General features: G+C 35.7%; 13 protein-coding genes. All 13 read left to right on the top strand.

The features are described from left to right. The first annotated feature begins 9 nt into the window (after positions 1 to 9). Complete coding sequence (locus BT151_RS01440) at positions 10 to 1,956, top strand: sulfatase family protein (protein ID WP_084647828.1); 1,947 nt, start codon at positions 10 to 12, stop codon at positions 1,954 to 1,956. Between the two features lie 22 nt (positions 1,957 to 1,978). Beyond that, complete coding sequence (locus BT151_RS01435; RefSeq protein WP_072399913.1) at positions 1,979 to 3,499, top strand: sulfatase family protein; 1,521 nt, start codon at positions 1,979 to 1,981, stop codon at positions 3,497 to 3,499. Positions 3,500 to 3,528: 29 nt separating this feature from the next. Next, positions 3,529 to 4,944 carry a sialate O-acetylesterase gene (locus BT151_RS01430; RefSeq protein WP_084647827.1) on the top strand — a complete coding sequence of 472 codons (1,416 nt, stop codon included), beginning with the start codon at positions 3,529 to 3,531 and terminating at the stop codon, positions 4,942 to 4,944. A gap of 10 nt (positions 4,945 to 4,954) precedes the next feature. After that, on the top strand, positions 4,955 to 6,505 hold the full coding sequence (locus BT151_RS01425; protein WP_084647826.1) for a sulfatase-like hydrolase/transferase: 1,551 nt from the start codon (positions 4,955 to 4,957) through the stop codon (positions 6,503 to 6,505). Between the two features lie 7 nt (positions 6,506 to 6,512). Continuing rightward, a complete protein-coding gene (locus BT151_RS01420; protein ID WP_084647825.1) occupies positions 6,513 to 7,712 on the top strand; it encodes a glycoside hydrolase family 88 protein in 1,200 nt (399 codons plus the stop codon). After that, entirely contained in the window at positions 7,699 to 8,661 is a 963-nt protein-coding gene (locus BT151_RS01415) for a hypothetical protein (RefSeq protein ID WP_072399908.1), read from the top strand. The genes BT151_RS01420 and BT151_RS01415 overlap by 14 nt, the downstream gene beginning before the upstream one ends. 2 nt (positions 8,662 to 8,663) lie before the next feature. Then, positions 8,664 to 9,419: an alpha/beta fold hydrolase gene (locus BT151_RS01410; protein ID WP_084647824.1), complete on the top strand. Its 756-nt coding sequence runs from the start codon at positions 8,664 to 8,666 to the stop codon at positions 9,417 to 9,419. Positions 9,420 to 9,483: 64 nt separating this feature from the next. After that, positions 9,484 to 10,446, top strand: coding sequence for a hypothetical protein (locus tag BT151_RS01405; RefSeq protein WP_072399906.1), 963 nt, complete (start codon positions 9,484 to 9,486; stop codon positions 10,444 to 10,446). A gap of 236 nt (positions 10,447 to 10,682) precedes the next feature. Beyond that, positions 10,683 to 11,762 carry an acetylxylan esterase gene (locus BT151_RS01400; RefSeq protein WP_216231057.1) on the top strand — a complete coding sequence of 360 codons (1,080 nt, stop codon included), beginning with the start codon at positions 10,683 to 10,685 and terminating at the stop codon, positions 11,760 to 11,762. A 5-nt stretch (positions 11,763 to 11,767) separates the two neighbouring features. Next, positions 11,768 to 13,381 carry a glycoside hydrolase family 28 protein gene (locus BT151_RS01395; protein WP_084647822.1) on the top strand — a complete coding sequence of 538 codons (1,614 nt, stop codon included), beginning with the start codon at positions 11,768 to 11,770 and terminating at the stop codon, positions 13,379 to 13,381. A 1-nt stretch (position 13,382) separates the two neighbouring features. Further along, positions 13,383 to 15,758 carry a glycoside hydrolase family 2 protein gene (locus BT151_RS01390; RefSeq protein ID WP_072399904.1) on the top strand — a complete coding sequence of 792 codons (2,376 nt, stop codon included), beginning with the start codon at positions 13,383 to 13,385 and terminating at the stop codon, positions 15,756 to 15,758. A 38-nt stretch (positions 15,759 to 15,796) separates the two neighbouring features. Then, the gene (locus BT151_RS01385; RefSeq protein ID WP_072399903.1) at positions 15,797 to 18,049 is read left to right on the top strand and encodes a glycoside hydrolase family 3 N-terminal domain-containing protein; all 2,253 of its coding nucleotides are present in this window, start codon (positions 15,797 to 15,799) and stop codon (positions 18,047 to 18,049) included. Between the two features lie 17 nt (positions 18,050 to 18,066). After that, positions 18,067 to 19,650 (top strand): glycoside hydrolase family 28 protein, encoded by a 1,584-nt coding sequence (locus BT151_RS01380; RefSeq protein ID WP_072399901.1) that lies wholly within the window; start codon positions 18,067 to 18,069, stop codon positions 19,648 to 19,650. The last annotated feature ends 24 nt before the right edge of the window (positions 19,651 to 19,674 follow it).

Genomic DNA, 19,674 nt, shown 5'->3' with positions numbered 1-19,674 from the left:
AAATGTTCAATGAAAGAGAATAAGCTTTATAGTTTTCTGGTTGGATTAGTACGAAATGCTAAGGCCTATTGTATTTTGGCTTTTTTGGTGTGGTTAGTTAATGCATGTACTGAAAAAGAAAAGCTTAGACCTAACATTCTTTGGATTACTATTGAAGATACATCACCTCAATTTTTGGGTGTTTACGGAAATCAAGATGCACGAACCCCAACCATGGATAAATTGGCAAATGAAGGTGTGCGGTTTACGAATGCGTTTTCTACTGGTACGGTTTGTTCTCCTAGCAGAACGGCAATTATTACAGGTGTTAAGACCTACAAAACAGGTACTGGCAATCATCGCAGTGATATTCAAATGCCTGATTACATAAAAGGATTCCCTGCATATTTACAGGAAGTAGGATATTATACATCTAACAATAAGAAAACCGATTATAATGTAAAAAATGAAGAACGTTATATCTCTGAGACCTGGGATAAAAGTTCAAGTAAGGCTGGTTGGTGGAATAGAAAAGCAGGTCAGCCATTCTTTTCTGTTTTTAATTTTATGGAGTCTCACCAATCGCGTACCATGACAGAGAGTTACGAATGGTATAAAGGAAACATTTTAGCCAATTTAGATAAAGAAGAAATTATAAATGACGATGAATTTGAGATGCCTCCTGTTTATCTTGATAGTCCGGAGATGCGAAAACAGTTTGCGAGGGTTTACAATGCTTTAAAGCTGACTGATAATAAAATAGCCCAATTACTTCAAAGATTAAAGGATGATGGATTAATGGATAATACCATAATTTTCTTTTATGCCGATCACGGAGAGGGTATGCCAAGAGGGAAAACAAATGGGATTAACTATGGCTACAGAGTTCCTTTTGTGGTTTGGTTTCCAGAAAAATACAAAGAACTTTCTCCTTGGGGTACAGAGATTGTTACGAATGAGTTGGTAGATTTTACTGATTTGGCTCCAACATTAATTAGTCTGGTAGGAGGAGAGGTTCCTGAACATTTAGAGGGACGGATTCTTTTCGGAGGAGGACGTCAAAAACCAGCGGATCATTTGGTAATTTCTTCAGATCGATCGGACAATGGAATTGATATGGTTCGAACTGTGACCGATGGACGTTACTTGTATTCAAGAAACTATATGCCTTACATGCCAGAACTCAGGTACATTCGATACATGGAAATTGGTGAAATAAAACAACAAATGCGTCAGGACTATAAAGCAGGTATATTAGATAGTCTTCAAAATAGTCTTTTCGCGCAACGCCCACCTGTTTTTCTTTTTGATTTGGAAGCTGATCCCTGGGAAACCCAAAATCTAGCAAATAACCTAGACTATAAAGAGATATTAAATAAAATGGAGACACAGTTGAAGGATGAGGTATTGCAATCCAAAGATATTATGTTCTTACCCGAATATGAATTGAACTTAGTAAATAAAGCGGTTGCTCCCTATGAATACCGATTGGATGATACCGAGTATCCTATAGCCGAAATATATAAAGCGGCTTCTTTATCAGGGTATGTTGGCAGTAAGGTCGCCGAGAAACAGATTGCTTATTTAAAGGATGCAAACAAAATAGTACGTTATTGGGCAGCTATGGGGTTGCGTTCTCAAAGTGAGCAGATATTACAAAATTATGCTTCAGAAATCCGAGATGCGATGGATGGTAGTTATCCGCCGGTTTCTGTTCTTGCGTCGGCAATCGCTTATCAACAATTTAATGATGCGAAAGCAATACAATTGTTGCAATCATTTTGTTTGTGCGATAACGAGGATTTAGCACTCATGGCTGTGAACCTTCTTTTATATGTGGACGATAAAGAGCCTTTTATAGAGACTGTAAAACTGGCGCACGATAAAGAAGGAAGATCTTATAATGTTAAAGCAGCATGTATGGATTTTTTAGGAAGTTTAGGTTTAGTGCCTAACAATACAAATTATAGACAATAGACTTTTGATAAATCAATTAAAAATGAAAACATACAAAGTATACCTAGTTTTATTAATCTTAGCTTTTAGCTGTACATCTAAACAGCACAAAAAGGAGGTACCTGTTTCAAAACCTAATATCATCATTATTTATGCCGATGATCTTGGTTTTGGTGATATTGGAATTAATGGGGCTAAAGGTGTGAAAACCCCAAATATCGATTTTTTGGCTGAAAACGGAATAAACCATTTAGATGCTCACTGCTCTGCAGCAACATGTACACCGTCTCGTTATTCTTTACTAACAGGAAGCTATGCTTTTCGTAATAAGGCTGAAGTACTGCCTGGAGATGCTCCTTTAATCATTAATCCCAATAAAGAAACGTTGCCATCGATGCTTCAAAAAGGAGGCTATAAAACGGCTGTTATTGGTAAATGGCATTTAGGTTTAGGCAGCGGAAAAGTAGATTGGAATAAGGAAATTACTCCTGGCCCCAAAGAGATAGGGTTTGATTATAGTTTTTTAATTCCGGCTACGGGAGATCGTGTGCCTTGTGTATTTGTTGAAAATCAGCAGGTATTAGGCTTGAACCCCGATAACCCCATAGAAGTTAATTATTTGGAAAAACTGGATGGTTACCCAATAGGACTTGAAAATCCAGATGACCTGAAACAAAAAGCAGACCCGCAACATAGCCAAACAGTCATTAATGGCATCAGCAGAATTGGTTACATGAGTGGCGGTGAAGAAGCCCTATGGAAAGATGAAAATTTTCCGTTTGTACTTACCGATAAGGCCAAACACTTTATTACGGAGAATAAGGAAAATCCATTTTTTCTATATTTCGCATTTCATGATATTCATGTACCGCGTGCACCAAATAAAAGGTTTGCAGGAAAGTCTTCAATGGGGCCACGAGGAGATGCCATTGCTCAAATGGATTGGTGTGTTGGAGAGTTAATGAATCACCTAAAGGAATCAAAGCTTCTTGAAAACACTTTGGTGATTTTTACGAGTGATAACGGACCTATATTGGATGATGGATATAAGGACAAGGCTGTAGAGTTACTGGGAAGTCATAAACCGGCAGGCATTTATAAAGGAGCTAAGTATTCAATTTACGAGGCAGGTACCCGAATGCCCACAATTGTATTTTGGCCTGGAAATATAAAACCGGGGCAAAGTTCTGCAATGCTCAATCAGGTTGATCTATTTGCTTCGCTGGCAAGTTTAACTGGAGGAAAACTTTCAGAAGAGTTTGCTCCTGATAGTGAAAATCATTTAGATGCATGGTTAGGAAAGAGCAATATCGGTCGAGAGATTATGATTGAGGAAGCCTTTACATTGGCATTAAGGAAAGGAAACTGGAAGTATATAGAGCCTCAGGAACGACCAACACCAGATTGGTTGGTAAATAAAGAAGTTGAAACAGGATTAATGACCACACCACAACTGTTCAATTTAGATGACGATCCTGAAGAAACTAAAAATATTGCGAGTGAATTTCCAGAGAAAGTAGAAGAAATGAGAAATGCATTAAATGAAATAAAACGGAAACAGTAATTCGTAAGTAGTTAGTAATATTTATTGAGATGAATAAAAAATATAAAATAAAATCAATCATCATAAGCTTTTGCCTGTCAATACTATCATTTGTAGGCTTTGCACAGGTAAAGTTACCTGCCATATTTGGAGATGGAATGGTACTTCAACAGCAATCGAATGTTAAAATTTGGGGCAAGTCGAATTCTCAAAAGTCGATAGAGGTTACTACATCATGGGATAACAAACAATACAACACAAGCTCAGATAGAGAAGGGAATTGGTCTTTAAAGGTTAGTACTCCTAAAGCTGGAGGCCCTTATGAAATCAATATAAATGATGGGCAAGAACTAATACTAAAAGAGATACTAATTGGTGAGGTATGGATATGTTCCGGGCAATCAAACATGTATATGCCTATGAATGGTTATAAAAACCAACCCGTTTTGGGGGCACTTAATGATATTGTGATGTCATCTAATAAAAATATTCGTTTGTTCACGGTTAATAAGGTAACGAGTGACATGCCTCAGGATGATTTTGAGGGAGAATGGCAAGAAAGTATCCCTAAAAATGTAGCTAATTTTAGTGCAGCGGCCTACTACTTTGGGCGTATGATTAATAAAGTACTAAATGTACCTGTGGGGCTTATCTCTTCTAGTTGGGGAGGCACACGAATAGAGCCTTGGATTAGTGGCAAAACTATCTCCGAGTTTGAGTTTATTGAACAAAAGGATATGAAGAAAGAAGGGAAACACCAACGGCCAACGTATCTTTTTAATGCCATGATAAATCCTATGGTAGGATATGGTGCCAGAGGCTTTCTTTGGTATCAAGGAGAAGCGAATAGAAAGGAACCAGGTAATTACGAGAAACTTCTATCTGGCTTAATTAAAGATTGGAGAAACCAATGGGGTAATCAAAGTTTGAACTTTTATTACGCACAAATTGCGCCTTTCGATTATATGGATGCTATTAATTCTGCTGAAATAAGACAGTCTATGTTAAATGTTTCTCTTTCAAATATTGAAGGAATAGGAATGGCTTGTCTATTGGACGTTGGTGAAAAGGATAACATTCATCCAGCAAACAAGAAAGTTGCGGGAGAGCGATTGGCATACATTGCCTTAAGTAAAACTTATGGTTTAGAAGGGATTGAATATTCTGGTCCAGTTTTAAAGGAAATGAAAACAGAAGGAAAGTTTTTGAAACTAACTTTTAATCATGCAGAGAACGGACTTACAACTTACGGAAAACCTTTGGAACATTTTGAAATTGCAGGTGAGAATAAAAGATTTTTTAGAGCTAAAGGGTTATTAACCAAAGAAGGAATTGTTTTGTTGGCTGATAGGGTGGATCATCCTGTAGCGGTGCGTTATGCGCACCAAGATTGGGTAGTTGGCGAGCTTTTTAATACAGAAGGATTGCCAGCGTCTTCATTTCAAGCAGATAATTGGAAAAATTAAAGAGGTGAATATGTATACTAAATATAAATACGGATTTTTAATTGTTACAAGTATTATTGTAATGACGAGTTTTTATTCGTTTAAAAATCAATCTAAAGAAGACGTTTCTACCAAGCCTAATATCATATATATTCTAGCAGATGATTTAGGGTATGGTGATGTTAATTTTGATTTTCAGGAGCTTAATGAATTTAACAACCCATATATAAAAACGCCAAATTTAGCTGCACTAGCTCATCAATCTGTAGTTTTTACCCAACACTATGCATCTTCACCGGTATGCTCTCCTTCAAGAGCAGGTCTTTTGACAGGAAAAGTACCTAATAGGGTTAATATTGATTTGTTTATAAGTGATAAGAAGGATAACGATCGTATTTTTCTGAGTGGAAAAGAGGTTACAATAGCAGAGCTTGTTAAGGAAGAAGGTTATAGTACTGCCATTTTTGGAAAATGGCATTTAAACGGTGCCGATTGGAACGACCCTAATTCCTGGACAGGTAAGACGGGATCTTTTCCGAAACAACAAGGTTTTGATTATGGAATGGTAACCAAAGAAAACCCACACTTAACCACAGATTTAGATAAAAATTCACAGAAAAACCCAGGAGATTTCTTTGATTTAGATGGAAATCCACTTGGTGTGATAAAGGGGTATTCCAGTAAAATTATTACAGATAATGCGTTACAATGGCTGTCTAAAACTCAAGAGAAGAGTGATCCTTTCTTTCTATTTCTGTCTTATGATGCAGTTCATGAGTTTATTTCCAATCCTGATGAATACAATAACATGTACAAGTCAGGAGATCCAGATAAAGACCAGTATTACGCAAATGTAACATATTTAGATCATCAGATAGGTCGACTAATGAAAGCTTTGGACGCTATGAAATTAAGAGAAAATACGATAATCTTTTTCTCTTCCGATAATGGTCCGGAAGTGTGGAGAACCAATTCTGGTTCTGGAAGATCTTTTGGAACGAGTTATCCCTTACATGGGCAAAAGAGACAATTGTTTGAGGGCGGGATTAAGGTACCCGGTTTGGTTTCATGGAAAGATAAAATATCTCCTAGAATATGTGATGCCCCAATTGTAAATTATGATGTACTACCAACAATATGTGATATTGCCAATGTCAATCTAAATTCTGAACTGAAAATTGATGGTGTAAGTATATACCAATATCTATTAAACAATTCGCCTATTGAACGTAAAAAACCTTTGTATTGGCAATTTGAAAAGCGTAGGCAGAATTGGGAACTTATGGGAGAAGGATATAATCAAAGGTACGTAGGTAACAAACCTTTAAAAGAAGGGATTCCACCACAAGTTGTTATCAGGCAGAATAACTATGTTCTTCATGGTTACAGTGATAAGTTATATTCGAAACCTAACAGCTATAAACTATATGATATTGAGAAGGATCCTTTAATGACTAAAGATTTGTCTACATACAAACCGTCTCTGTTTGAAGAATTAGTTTCCAAACTGGAAGACATGTATGAAGATGTGAATATTGATAGAGTTAAAAGTGCCCAAGAAATGAAAATGAGATTTAATTAAAACCACTATGAATAAATTAAGATTAGCATGCTTTATAGTACCAATATTTATGTTGTGTGGGTGTCATAAGAACGTAAAGAATATCCAAAATAGTTCGAGTATTGATTCTGTTTTTGAGCGTGCAAATACGCAGTATAAATACCTAGCAGATTTACGTCCTAATAATAGGTTTCCCCGGAGTTTTGAAGATAGTAAGCTAATTGCTAGTAAATCAAATGATTGGTGTAGTGGATTTTATCCTGGTTGTTTGCTCTATACTTTTGAATATACTAAAGATTCGGTATTACTTATTGAGGCTGAAAAAAGTTTAAAGGTTTTAGAACAGGAGAAAACGAATAAAGCGACTCACGATCTGGGGTTTATGATGTTCTGTAGTTTTGGAAACGCCTATAAAATAACAGGCAATGAAGCTTATAAAAACGTAGTAAAAGAATCGGCTTATTCACTTGCTTCACGTTTTGATTCTGTTGTAGGTTGTATCCGATCATGGGATTTTTCAACATGGAATAGTAAATGGCAATATCCGGTTATTATTGACAATATGATGAACCTAGAAATGCTCATGTGGGCAGGAAAAGAGTTTGCAGATTCTACCTTGACCAAGATTGCCATTTCTCATGCTGACAATACTATGCAGAATCATTTTAGGGATGATTATAGTAGCTACCATGTGTTATCTTATGATACGATTACCGGAGCGGTTGAAAAGAAAACTACGTTTCAAGGTTATGCCGATGAATCTGCATGGGCCAGAGGACAAGGTTGGGGACTTTATGGATTTACAATGATGTATAGGTTTACAAAAGATCAAAAATATTTGAATCATGCCAAAGGTATTGCCAATTATATTTTAAACAATCCTAATATGCCTAAAGATATGATACCTTATTGGGATTTTAATGCTCCGGATATTCCAACGGCAAAACGAGATGCATCAGCTGCAGCTGTTATGGCTTCCGCATTTTTGGAGTTGAAAAACTACGTAAACAAAGAAGATGCTTTGAGGTATACGGAGGCTGCAAAGAAAATGCTTTCCTCATTGTCGAGCCCGCAGTATTTGGCTGAAAAAGAAACAAATAGTGGATTTCTTTTAAAACACAGCGTAGGCCATTTTCCGAAGAGTTCTGAAATAGACGCCCCATTAATTTATGCCGACTATTATTTTTTAGAAGCATTACTAAAATTAAAAAAAGATGAAGCAAAGTAATATTAAGATCATTTTTGTTTGTGCAGCGATATGTCTTTTTTCTGAGACGCTTGTCTTTGGGCAATCACGAGAATTAATTTTTAGTTCGGGTTTTGAAGAAGGAACCACTGTTACTCAAATTGACCATAAGGATGCCGAAATAAAAGGTACAGATACCTTAAATACTGCAAAAGGAAATTGGGAAACCAATCTTGAAGGTGCACCCAATAACTGTGAGTTTAAAATATACTATCAGGATGGAGATGAATCGATGCGTATTGCTAAGATTGTACCAGGTCCTATAAATCCTAAAAATCATGTAGCTCTTTTTAAAATAGATAAACCTAATGTGTTTAATGGTGTTAAAGGTCGTATACAGGCCAATATGTATAATTGTAAAGAAGGATTTAAGAATTTAACGTATTCCATTCGTTTGTTCTTGCCTGAAGATTTAGACGTTCTAAAGTCTTACCCAGATGCATTTACATGGTTTACACTTATGGAATTTTGGAATGATGCTCCTTGGGTAAAGCCAGAAACGGGTTTCCGCATATCAGTTGGGTTACACAAACCAGGCGAAGGTGTTGACTCCTTAAGATTTGCAATACATGGTCAGGTTTATAATCCAGAAACTAAAAAACAGGGTAAAGTCATATGGGAGGAAACCCAAAATAATTTTGCTGTGCCTACCGGTAAATGGATGACGCTTAAAGTAAATTTTGTTGAAGGTGATGAGGTTCATGGTAGATTCCAACTTATAGCTGTCGTTGACAAAAAAGATATTGAAATTTTTAATATCCATAATTGGACACATCATCCTGAGAAGACCAACCCGGATGGACTTACTCACCATAATCCATTTAAGCTTTATACCTCAGGTAAAATCATAAACTATATCAATTCTAAAGGAAAGTCTACTCATGTGTATTGGGATGACTACGAAGTTTGGGATAATTCAAATAAACAATAAATATGAGACAGTATAAATTTATTTTGTTGTTTGTAATTGCAACCATTTCATTTCAATCTTTATTTTCCCAGACAAATAATAAATCTGTATTTGTAGTTGTTCATGGAGCATGGGGCGGTGGATGGGTTTTCAAGAAAGTAGATTCGCTACTTACAGCAACAGGAAGTGTGGTTTACAGACCTACTTTAACTGGTCAGGGAGAGCGCGTGCATTTGGCCACTTTGGATGTTGGATTGGATACACATATTAAGGACATTGTAAACACAATCCTCTATGAAGATTTGCATGATGTTATTTTAGTTGGGCATAGCTATTCCGGCATGGTCATTACTGGTGTTGCAGATAGCATACCTAAAAGGATTAAGAAGCTAGTATATATTGATGCTTTTGTTCCTAATGATAATGAAAGCGTTGCATTAATTAAAGAGGAAAGTATTAAAAATTATAAAATTGTAAATGGTTATTTAATTCCACCTTGGGTTCCAGAGGAAAAATCACCTCCTAAGCATGTTCCACAGGCTTTAAAAACTTTAACGGACAAAATTTCTTTAAAAAATCCTGAAAGACTTAATATACCAACCACATATATCCTTACCGTAGAAAAAGGTGCTGATCCTAAGTCAGATAATTTTGCACCCCAAGCTGAAAGAGCCAATAAAAATGGTTGGAAGGTATTGCAGTTGGAAGCCGATCATAATGTACAATGGTCTGCCCCGGAGGAATTGGTGAAAATGCTAAAAGAAATTGAAAATCAATGAATTAATAGATGATGTTTTCATATATCACATTAATAGTACACATCCATTATAGAAACATAAAAAAATGAAACAAGGTAATATAAAGATCCATTTTGTCTGTATCGTAATATGTGTTTTTCATGAGGTTTTTGTCTTTGGGCAATCACGAGAATTAATTTTTAAGTCGGGTTTCGAAGAAGGAACCACTGTTACTCAAATTGACCATAGGGATGCCGAAATAAAAGGCATAGATACCTTAAATACCCCAAAAGGAAATTGGGAAACCAATCTTGAAGGTGCACCTAATAACTGTGAGTTTAAAATATACTATCAAGATGGAGATGAATCGATGCGTATTGCTAAGATTGTATCTGATCCCATAAATCCTAAAAATCATGTAGCTCTTTTTAAAATAGATAAGCCTAATGTGTTTAATGGTGTTAAAGGTCGTATACAGGCCAATATGTATAATTGTAAAGAAGGATTTAAGAATTTAACGTATTCCATTCGTTTGTTTTTACTTAAAGATTTAGACCTATTAAAATCGTATCCTGATGCATTTACATGGTTTACGCTTATGGCGTTTTGGAACGATGCGCCGTGGGTAAACCCTGAAACGGGTTTTCGCATAACTGTTGGCTTACATAAACCAAGTGAGGGGAATGACTCTTTAAAATTTGGAATACATGGTCAGGTTTATAATCCGGAAACAAAAAAACAGGGTGAAATTATTTGGGAGGAAACCAATAATAATTTTGCTGTACCTACCGGTAAATGGATGACGCTTAAAGTGAATTTTGTGGAAGGTGATGAGGTTCATGGTCGATTTCAACTTACGGCTATTGTTGATGAAAAAGAAATTGGAATTTTCAATATCCAAAATTGGACATATCATCCTGATAACCCTAATCCGGATGGGCTTACTCATCATAATCCCTTTATGCTTTATACCTCAGGCAAAATCATAAACTATTTAAACGCTAAAGGAAAGTCTACTCATGTGTATTGGGATGACTACGAAGTTTGGGGCGATTATAAAAAGCAATAAACACTATAAAACTTAAAGAAATGAAACTAAAATTAATAAGAGTATCTTGTATTGTAGCCCTACTTCTTTTAAAAAGTATCAGCGCACTTTATGCGCAGCCTGCCCAATCAAGAGTACAAGTAATAGTAACGCCTGACCATGCTGATTGGAACTATAAATTAGGAGAGAAAGCTAATTTTGATGTCAAAGTTTTGCAAGACGGACAGTTAGTGCCGAATGTTAAAATTCATTATTCATTGGGATTAGAAAAAATGACATCTACCAAAGAAGATGATATTGTATCCGAATCAGGGCAAGCTCATATCGTTGGGATGAAAATTGATAAACCTGGTTTTCTTGAATGCGAAGTATCTGTAAAAGTAAATAATAGAACCTATAAAGGCAGGGGAAGAGCCGCTTTTGAACCACATAATATATTGCCAGCCGTAACCAACCCTTCCGATTTTGATGCGTTTTGGTCACAAGCAAAGGCCGAATTAGCAAAAGTGCCCATAGATCCTAAACTTAGACTTTTGCCAGAGTTATGTACTTCAAAAATAAATGTTTATGAACTCAATATAGGCAATATAAAAAACAGTAGAATATATGGTGTTTTATCAATACCTAAAGCTCCTGGAAAGTATCCGGCAATTTTAAGAGTGCCGGGAGCAGGTGTGCGGTCTTATGGTCCGGATCTCAGGGCAGAGGAGGGATTCATTACCTTGAAAATTGGGATACATGGCATTCCTGTGAGAATGGATGATGAGGTTTATAACAATTTAAAAAATGGAGCACTTAAGGCCTATTGGGCTAATAAATTAGATGATTTAGATAATTACTACTATAAGCGGGTTTACTTGGGGTGTGTTCGAGCTGTTGATTATATTTTTTCGATGGAAGAATTTGATGGAGAAAACATTGCCGTTAATGGTGCAAGCCAGGGCGGAGGATTGTCTCTTGTTACTGCAGGTTTAGATCCACGAATAAAATATTTAGCAGCCTTTTATCCTGCGCTATGCGATTTGACAGGGTATTTAGAAGAAAGAGCAGGAGGTTGGCCTCATATGTTCAAAAATTATAACGAAGCAGAACGTCCAAATTGGATAAAGGTAGCCCCGTATTATGATGCAGTAAATTTCGCAAGAAGGATAAAAGTTCCAGGATGGTATTCTTGGGGGTATAATGACCCTACTTGTCCACCAACCTCTATGTTTGCTGCATATAACATAATTGATGCACCTAAAGAACTGAATATCTTTTTAGAAACTGGACATTGGACATTTCCGGAACAATGGGAAGAAGCTGATGCATGGCTTTATAAAAACCTAAAAAATTAAAAATTATGAACATACAAATCAAAAGCATAAAAAATAAGATTACTAAATTAATAATTATTTTTCTATGCATGGGATTACAAGTATGGGGACAAAATGCTTCAAACTTTATTAAGAATTTGAGAGCTCCTTCTCTTGGAGTTACATCGTCTACGGTATTACTTCTTTGGGATGATCAATACGAGCCAAACGTTATGCTTGAAGAGTATTCACACTCCAAATTGTCTTATGATATTTATCAAAATGGTATTAAAATAGCAACGGCAAATAAGCATACCTATACGGTAAAAGACCTTTCACCTGAACACACCTATAGTTTTTCAGTATGTGTTACAAAAAGTAAAGCGCCTAAGTTTTTGGAAGAAAATGCGATTAATGTTACAACTAAAAAGGTAGGAAATATTTTTAATGTAAAAGATTTTGGTGCTATTGGTAATGGAAAAGTACATGATACCGAAGCGATACAAAATGCCATTAATAGTTGTGATAAAGGAGGAACGGTTTTTGTTCCTGCAGGATCTTACCTTGTTGGTCAAATTGAATTAAAAAGTGATATGACGTTTGAGCTTGAAAAAGAAGCATTACTCACATTTATTGGATATGACGATATAGGTGTTTTGAAAAGATTCAAAACCACATTGACATACACTGATGGTGACAAAGTTCATACAGGAAAAAGTTTAATTTATGGATCAAATATTCATAATTTAACTATAACCGGAGAAGGTGTTTTAGATGCTAATGGAGAAACTTGGTGGCCACATTTTCCAGTAGGCTTAGAAAAAGTAAAAGGTGAAACACGTCCTCGTTTTCTAGAATTAGTTAAAGGTTCAAATATTCTTATTCAGGGTGTAACATTTCAAGACTCACCAAAGTTTAATAATGTTCTTATTTATATCGATAATGTCATTTATTCAGATGTTAAAATTTTAAAATATTCTACAGTAAAAGGACGTAATGGCGATGGATTGGATCCGTATGGTTCAAGAAATGTAACCATTGTAGGATGTCTCTTTGCTAATCAAGATGATAGTATAGCACTAAAAGGAGATGGAAAAAGCCGCTTTTGTGAAAATATTAATGTGTTGGATTGCGTTTTTGACGGCAATGCAGCTCCTGGTGCATCACCTCTTGGATTTGCTATTGGAAGTGGCTGTAAAGTTAAAGGTGTTTTGGTAAAGAATTGTACGTTTATTGATGCCGCCAGTATTGCAAATATTAAAACAAAAAAAAATGCGTCCTACACTTTTGTAGAAGATGTTAGGGTGGAAAATATTACCTATTTAAACACTAAACATACAGATAGAAAATGGAATCATGCTCCAATAGCTATAGATCAGTATTATTATGCTCTAGAAGATAAAGGTCCAACAGTGTTTCAGCCACTTACACCTGAAACACCTTTCTTTAGAAATATCCAATTTAAAAATATCAGAATAAATAATCCTGTTGGGAGAGGTATTTACATTGCTGGATTTGCTGAACTTCCAATTCAACAGGTCTCATTCACAGATATGTTAGTCAAGTCTCTAGAGGGTTTTAGTATTCAGAATGTTAAAGATATATCGGTGCAAAATGTTACAGTAGAGTTAGCAACCAAACAAGATCGAAAAATGAATTAATATGAAACTTAAGTCCAATTTTTTATCAGTTTTTTTCCATTTAATTTTAGTGTTTGTTTTTTCCTGTAATTCATCTTTAAATAAGGAATATGATGAAGAGTTTGTAAGTGTTTTCCAATTCAACAATGATTGGAAGTTTATAAAGTTGGAGGATCAAGAGGAAAATAATGAAATGATTCCTATTGGAGTTGATTTTTCAGATGAACCATGGGAAACAGTTACCTTACCACATACAGCTAACCTTGAGCCTTATGTAACCTTAAAGCAATGGCAGGGCATTTGTTGGTATCGAAAGACCATGCATATTTCTAAGGATCAATTAGATAAAACGTACAGGTTGAAACTTGATGGAGCTATGAATGTGGCAGATGTTTGGATAAATAACACTCATGTAACTCAACATTTAGGTGGATATTTACCTGTTGTTGTAGATATGTCCCAATACCTTACTGAAGGTAAAAATGTCATATCAATTAAGCTTGATAACGAAGATAATCCAATAACAGGACCTAAACCTTTAAATATTTTAGATTTCAATACCTACAGTGGTTTGTATAGAAATGCATGGCTTATTGTTAAAGACAAACTCCACATTACAGACCCAATTTTAGAAAACAAACCGGCTTCTGGAGGTATATTTGTGACCTATCCTAAGATATCAAAAGATGAAGCATTAGTTTCAATAAAAGTTCATATAAGGAATGAGTATGATGTAGATAAGAAGTTTACGGTACTATCCGAGTTATATAAGGAAGATAAGCTAATAGTTAGAGCAGTATCGACCGAAGAACATCTTAACTCTTTGCAAGATAAAGAGGTTACTCTTAAAATGAGTGTGTTAACGCCAGAACTTTGGAGTCCAATAAAACCTCAAACCTATAACCTAGTAACAAGTATCATTGCTGAATCGGGTAAAATTATTGATAAAGAATCTCACGCCATAGGTTTTAGAAATATAGAATTTAAAGGACAAAAGTTGTATGTAAATGGAGAACCAATATTTTTGCGCGGTGTAAACAGGCATCAAGATTATCCCTATTTAGGCTATGCTATAAGCGATAATTCCCAATGGCGTGATGCAGTTAAAATAAAAGAAGCTGGTTTCGATTATGTTAGACTGTCACACTATCCACATGCTCCGTCGTTTATGGAAGCTTGTAACTCATTAGGATTGTTTGTTTTGGATGCCATACCGGGTTGGCAATATTTTAATGAAGATCCAAAGTTTGCAGATCAAGTAGAGCAAACAGTAAGAGATATGATTCGGAGAGATCGCAATAACCCCTGTGTATTGGCCTGGGAAGCATCTCTAAATGAAACTCAAATGCCAAAAGCGTTTATCGATAGATTAATTAAGGTAGTACAAGAGGAATATCCTACTGGTAAAAGCCTGTCTGCTGGATGGATGGAGTATGGTTATGATATTTTTTTACAAGCCAGACAACATAGACATGATAACACTATTGAAACTAAAAAACCATATAACGTTTCTGAATATGGAGATTGGGAATATTATGCTCAAAATGCAGGGTTAAATCAAGATAGTTGGAATGATCTTAAAGAATCTGAACGAACCAGTAGGCAATTATTGGAATTTGGAGAAAAGGCACTTTTGCAACAGGCAACAAACATTCAGGAAGCACACAATGACAATCTTTATACGCCAGCACATGCAGATGGTTATTGGGTTATGTTTGATTACAATAGAGGGTATCATGATGATTTGGAAGCTTCCGGAATTATGAGTATTGATAGACTTCCAAAATTCAGTTATGATTTTTACCGAAGTCAGCGTGCCATAGAAGAGAAAGCATCACCAATGGTTTCTATTGCTAGTTATTGGACTCCAGACTCGTCATTGGATGTTAGGGTATTTAGTAATTGTGATGAAGTTGCCTTGCTTTTAAACGGTGAACAAATAAGCAAACAAAGGCCAGATACCAACAGGATTTCAACAAATCTTAAAAACCCACCATTCACATTTAAAGTAGAAAAGTTTCAAGCAGGTACTCTTGTAGCTGTTGGTTATATAAAGGGCGAAGCTGTTGTTCGTGATGCTTTAATCACACCAAACGATTTCAAAAATATGACAATTGAGTTTGATGAGAGTGGCATTAAGGCTTCTGCAAATGACGACATTTTTGTTAGGGCAGTGGTTCGGGACGAAAACGGAACCCAGCTTCCGTATGAAGACGGACAAGTTCTGTTTACAATTGATTCGGGTACCGATGGGATGTTGATAGGTGACAATCCCGCTACAATAAAAGCAGGTATTTCATCAATACTCTTAAAGACAGGGAGTGATAAAACTGATTACAAAATAACGGCTCAATATAAGAACGTTGAGGCTCAAGGGACTTTAAGTGTTCAACCTTAAAGTGTCTGAATAATAAACACCAATCTAAATTTAAATAAATGGTTCGAAAAGTTATAGTTTTTGTCATGTTATTAGGGAACATTTTCTTATCGTTCTCTCAAGAGTATTTCAACCCTCATCTTTCGGTTGAAGAACGTGTTGATGACCTTTATAGTCGGATGACACTAAAAGAAAAAGTGGGCCAGATGACCCAGTATGTGGGATTAAAGTACATGCAAGGGTTAACCATTGCAGATCAATTGGATGATATTGAAAACCAAGGTAGAAAAGACTTCTATCCAGGACTAGAAGTTAAAGATGTAAAAGATCGGGTAAAAAAGGGAGAGATTGGGTCTTTTTTACTTGTTAAAGGGGTTGATGAAGCTAATTTTCTTCAACGTATTGCATTGCAGTCCAGACTTAAAATCCCATTACTTATTGCAGAAGATGCCATACATGGGCACGCCAGATACGAAGGAGCCACTGTTTTTCCTACACCAATAGGTATGGCAAGTACATTTGATACCTTATTGGTAAAAAAGATGGCAACTATTACGGCTAAAGAAATGAGACAAACAGGTTGTCACTGGACGTTTTCTCCAAATGTAGATGTTGGTCGAGATGCACGATGGGGGCGTATAGGAGAGACCTTTGGAGAAGACCCGTTTTTGGTTGGAGAAATGGGTCGTGCTATGGTTAAAGGCTATCAAAATAATAGCTTAGAGTCAAGTGTTTTAGCCTGTGGAAAACATTTTGTGGCTGGAAGTCAACCTATACGAGGTCTTAATTTTAGTCCTATGGATGTTTCAGAAAGAGCCCTTAATGAAATTTGGTTACCTCCGTTTGAGAGCATTATTAATGAGGGTTGTGCCACAATAATGGCTGCTCATCACGATTTGAATGGTATTCCTTGTCATGCCAATAAGGATTTACTTAAAACGCGACTTAGAGATAGTTTGGGTTTCAATGGATTTGTAGTTAGCGATTGGATGGATGTCAAGCGACTTCATTCATTACATAAAATAGCATCTTCACAAGAGGAAGCAAATAAACTAGCTGTAAATGCAGGTGTCGATGTGAATATGCATGGTCCAGGATTTTTTGAAACTGTAGTATCACAAGTGGAAGAAGGTGAAATCTCTGAAAAGCGAATTGAGCAAGCAGTAAAAAGTATTTTAAGATATAAGTTTTCGTTAGGCCTCTTTGAAAAAGTATTGGTAGATCCATCTAAAGTTAATTTAAGATCAGATACGGCAAAATCATTAGCATTGGAAGCCGCGCAAAAGTCTATGGTGTTACTGAAAAACAGAAGCAATTTATTACCATTAAAGAATTCAAAACAAACCCGTATTTTTTTAACAGGCCCTAATGCTAACAATCAAACCATTCTTGGAGATTGGACGGCAATCCAGAAGGATGATCAAATTATCACGATTTTAGAAGCCTTTAAAAATGAACCAATAACTTTAGATTACTATGCTAGTGGAGACCATAGCAATATTTCTGATAAGGATATTGAAGAGACCAAACTGCGAGCATCAGAATCAGATATTACCGTTTTGGTTTTAGGAGATAATCCTACGCGTAGTACAGAAGTTGTCCGTACTAGTGGAGAAAACTCAGATGGTGCAAATCTAAAATTATTTGGCAGACAAGATGAATTGATACAGGCAGCTTATGATGCTGGTAAACCAGTTGTAGTTGTTATTATTTCAGGTAAACCCAGAGCCATTAAGAAAGCAAAAGAATTGGCCAGTGCCATAATTTATGCTTGGGAACCAGGAGAGTTTGGAGGTCAGGCTTTGGCAGATATTATTTTTGGTCGTTATAATCCTTCTGGAAAATTACCTATTACTATACCTGTGAGTTCAGGGCAGCTGCCTGCGTTTTATAATCATAGGCCAGCAGCATATTTCAGATCCTACAATGATGAACCAACAGAATTTTTATATGAATTTGGTTCAGGTATGCATTATACTACCGTTACTTATAATAATCTGGTTGTAGATGATGAAATTACGAATGAACAACCAGTAAGCATTAAGTTTAGTGTATCCAATAGCGGTAATTTGCCTGTCGATGAGACTATACTTGTGTACGTAAGAGACAATTATGCATCAGTAACAACTCCAGTGAAGTCCTTAGCAGCGTTTCGTAAGGTAAAGCTATTGCCTAATGAAACAAAGCTTATTGAAATGAAAATTCCTTATAAAGCATTTTCATTATGGAATCAAAATATGGAGCGCGTTGTAGAAAAGGGAGATTTTACAATTATGGTAGATGAGATGAAGGCTACAACTCAATTAAAATAACCATTTAACAACTACCTATGAATAAAATTTTTTTGAACCTATCACATGTAATACTTCTATTTTTTGTTGTAACGACAGTGTACACTCAAAATGTTATAAATGTTCTTGACTATGGAGTAAAGAATGATGGTGTATATAAAAATACATCGGAGATAAAAGCTGCTATTGAAAAAGCTGCATCACAGGGAGGAGGAACGGTTTATTTTCCCGCAGGCGATTATCTTACAGGCCCAATTCATTTAAAAAGTAATATTACGCTTCATATTGATGCAGGGGCAATTATAAAATTCAGTAAGGATTTTGATGATTATCTGCCAATGGTTCCAACAAGGTTTCAGGGCGCGAATGGCATTGGGTTTTCACCTTTAATCTATGGAAACAATCTTCAGAATGTTGCTATTACAGGTATGGGAACGGTTGATGGACAAGGAGAGATATGGCAAAAAGCTATTATGGACATCCGAAAATATAAAAAGCAAGGGATTAAAAGAGAACCAAATAAATGGCAACAGATTTTTGCCGAAAACAATCCAGAGAAAAAGAATTTGGATCAGTCTGGCTTTCAACGACCACTTTTTATACAATTTTTAAATAGCTCACGCATAAAAATAAAGGATATTAAAATAATAAACGCGCCATTTTGGACCGTTCATTTTGTGGATTGTGACAATGTAACTGTAGACGGTGTTTATATTAAAAACCCTGAAGAATCTTCAAATACAGATGGTATTAATCCAGAATCCAGTAGAAATGTAAAAATCACCAATTGTGTTATCGATGTTGGTGATGATTGTATTGCCATTAAATCGGGAAAAGGATCTGAGGCACGCGAAAATTATAAACCCTCAAGGAATATACAGATAAGCAATTGTACGATGATACATGGTGCAGCGGGTGTGGCAATAGGCAGTGAAATGTCTGCGGGTGTTGAAGATGTAGTCATTAGTAATTGTATTATGGAAAATACGGGAAAAGGAATTCATATTAAAACCAATAGGGAACGTGGCGGCTATATTAAAAATGTAAGGGTAAACAATATGATCATCAAGGATATTCTTTATTGTTTTGATGGTGTTCCAGCTGCTATTCACATCAATGCCATGTATTATGATAAAGACTCTATTCAGTATATGCCTATAACTAAAAGCACGCCCAAACTTCAAAACATTCATTTTTCAAATATAACCATGTCCAATATAAAATATCCCGTTTTTTTATATGGGTTGGGAGAAAGTAATTTCAAGGACTTAAGTTTTAGTAACATGGACATTAGCTCTATAGATGGTATGAAAATCAAAAATGTAGACGGGCTTTTATTGAAAAATATTTTGATGCGCTCAGAAGCTACGGATATTTTAAATGGAAAGAGTATCAAAAATTTGAGTATTGATGGGTTAACAGTTAGAGATAGCAACAATAAGGTTATAGATATAGAGGATGCTGTCAATGTAGATATTACAGTAAATTATACATCGCCTAAACAGTATAAAGTTTATGGAGGTACCACTAAAAATATAATCCTTCACAATTATTTGGGTAACACTATTCATTTAGATGTTAGTGACGAAGTGCCCAAGGATGAAATTTCTATAATGAATTAAAAAAATTAGACGAACAAAAATTTA

It is taken from the genome of Flaviramulus basaltis, assembly GCF_900114265.1.
In the GTDB taxonomy this organism is placed as follows: domain Bacteria; phylum Bacteroidota; class Bacteroidia; order Flavobacteriales; family Flavobacteriaceae; genus Flaviramulus; species Flaviramulus basaltis.
This window is presented reverse-complemented; position numbering and strand designations above follow the sequence as displayed.